We start from the raw sequence: 2,180 nt of genomic DNA on the forward strand, positions 1-2,180 counted from the left end.
TGTAATGGGCGGTTGTAGAATGTACATTATCGGCGGTTTAAGGATGTCCAATATTGGACATCCTTTTTAATAGGGTAAACTAATTCTATCTTGGTTTTTTTGGAGGAATTAGTTTATGAAGAATTTCCGTTTTGATCTCTACAATTTAATGGAGGAATGTGTCTTGAGAGAGTTAAAACCTAACTACAGTCTCGTTGGTCGCAACTTTGATTGCGATCGACGTACCGCAAAGAAGTACTATGAGCGAGCTTTAGACAATGATTCAAATGAAGTTACTAAAGAAGTAACAAAACGTCCCAGTATTCTTGATCCATATAAGGACAAAATTCAAGAGAAATTGAATATCGGTTGTTCTGCGCATGCCATTTTCTATTTCATTAAAAAGCAAGGATATCCTGGTGGCGAAACCATTGTGAAAGATTATTGTCGAATTTTTCGTGTGACGAATCAACAAAAAGTAACGATTCGAGTAGAAACAAACCCCGGTCTTTCTGCTCAAGTGGATTGGAAAGAGTCGATGACTCTTTATAACCGACAAAATGAACCAGTTACTTTTAACTTGTTTTTATATGTTTTAGGATATTCACGTTATAAATATATTGTTTTAACGCGTGATCGTAAACAAGAAACCCTTTTTAATTGTTTGAATGATGCCTTTGAAGCTACCGGCGGTGTTCCAGATGAAATATGGTTCGACAATATGAAACAGGTTGTTGATCATCAACGCAGCACCTTTGGTAATCCAGTTTTTAACGAAAAGTTTCGTGAATTCAGTCGTGATGCCGGCTACAAACCAATTGCATGTCGTCCCTTTAGACCACAAACGAAAGGAAAAGTAGAATCATTAGCACGGACAACCGAACGGTTGCGTGTGATGAATAATGAATTTGATGATTTTTGGGATCTTTATAAAATAATCTCAGAGTTCAATGATGATTTAAACTACGAAACCTCACAGGCAATACACGAAATACCAGCTGACCGCTGGGTAAAAGAAAAAGAGTATCTACGTTCCAATAATTACACCTTACTGGATTCATATTCAACGCCTACCCTGACAAGAAAGGTTTCGAATGAATCGATGGTAAATTATGAGAATCGTAAGTACTCTGTTCCAGTTAAGCTAATCGGTAAAGAAGTTAAAATAAAATCTTATACCGATGAACTCCGTATTTATTATAACGGAGAATGCGTGCGAACACACAATTTAAGTAGTCAACTTCTAAACTATGAAGCTACAGATCGTGTAGACATTTTACGAACTGGATTGATGCATGATCGAACTGATGACGAGATTACAAATTTTATTCACCAAAACTTACAAGCTTTCGACGAATTAGGAGATAACTAGCAAATGAATAAAGAACAGTTAATTCACAATTTAGCCTTACTTAAACTACCTTATACGGCTGAACATCTGAATGAGTATTTAGCACACTCACCGGACCTTGGTCCGGTATTAGAAGCTTTATTTTCGCGCGAGGCAGAAGCTAAAACAAAACGAGTAGTTGCCAATAACATTCAATTAGCCAAATTTCCTTACAACAAAAGAATTAAGGATTTTGACTTTGACTTTCAACCCAGCATCAATAACGAAGTTATTTGGGAGCTGACAACTATGAAATTTCTTAAACACCATGATAATGTTTTATTCATTGGTAATTCAGGAGTTGGGAAAACCCATCTAGCAACGGGAATTGGAATCGCGGCCTGCGAGGCAAATCAGAGTGCTTATTTTATAACCTGTCAAGAATTAGTTAGTAAATTGATTAGTGCTTATCGCGAACAGAAATTAAACGCCCGGTTAGGGCAGTATGTGCGCTATAAGCTTCTAATTATTGATGAGGTGGGGTATTTACCAGTTGATAAGCTGGGGGCAGACTTATTATTCCAACTGATTAATCGGCGTTATGAGCGTCGATCAACGATTATTACTACCAACGCACCTCTATCAGAATGGGGACATGTTTTTGGCGACGAAGCTTTGGCGAACGCAATCTTAGATCGATTAGTTCATCATTCAAAGATTATTAAGATTTCAGGACAATCTTACCGAATGCGAGAGTATCGAGAAACAACCCAAACTAAAGAATCAAAATCAACAAAAAAGCAGTTAAGAATGAAACGCGGTCAAACCGGCTAAATTGTACATTCTAAAACCGCCCATTTTGTACATTTTT

General features: G+C 37.1%; 2 protein-coding genes. Both read left to right on the top strand.

What is annotated here, in order from left to right; all coding sequences use genetic code 11:
* The first annotated feature begins 163 nt into the window (after positions 1 to 163).
* On the top strand, positions 164 to 1,351 hold the full coding sequence (gene istA / locus IV87_RS10755; RefSeq protein WP_307724351.1) for an IS21 family transposase: 1,188 nt from the start codon (positions 164 to 166) through the stop codon (positions 1,349 to 1,351).
* A 3-nt stretch (positions 1,352 to 1,354) separates the two neighbouring features.
* Positions 1,355 to 2,143, top strand: a complete 789-nt coding sequence (gene istB, locus IV87_RS10760; protein WP_057808135.1) for an IS21-like element helper ATPase IstB — start codon at positions 1,355 to 1,357, stop codon at positions 2,141 to 2,143.
* The last annotated feature ends 37 nt before the right edge of the window (positions 2,144 to 2,180 follow it).

Source organism: Pediococcus ethanolidurans (genome assembly GCF_001437405.1).
In the GTDB taxonomy this organism is placed as follows: domain Bacteria; phylum Bacillota; class Bacilli; order Lactobacillales; family Lactobacillaceae; genus Pediococcus; species Pediococcus ethanolidurans.

Excerpts from the sequence above, each read along its gene's own strand:
- istB (WP_057808135.1), top strand. The coding sequence starts at position 1,355 with ATGAATAAAGAACAGTTAATTCACAATTTAGCCTTACTTAAACTACCT.